1 pseudogene is annotated in these 272 nt (G+C 67.3%); it reads left to right on the forward strand.

From position 1 onward, the window contains the following. Positions 1-272, forward strand: a pseudogene (locus RAD10_RS41875) (methyl-accepting chemotaxis protein); the annotation flags it as partial.

The following is a 272-nucleotide window of genomic DNA, read 5'->3' on the forward strand; positions in this document are numbered from 1 at the left end:
GAGATCGGCGAGATGGCCGGTGCGGTCGAGGAGTTCAAGGTTCAAGCCGTGGCAAAAGCCGAGCGCGATGCCGCTGCCAGCGAAGCCCAGAACAGGGAGCAGGCCGCAAGCCGCCGCTCCGAGCTGATCCGCTTCGCCGATGATTTCGAGAGCGCGGTCGGCGCCATCGTCTCCAACGTTTCGGCCTCGGCCGTGCAGCTGGAATCGGCGGCCTCCACGCTGACTCGCACTGCCGAGACCACCCAGAGCCTGTCGAGCCAGGTCGCAGGCGT

The organism is Bradyrhizobium sp. 23AC (assembly GCF_054863025.1).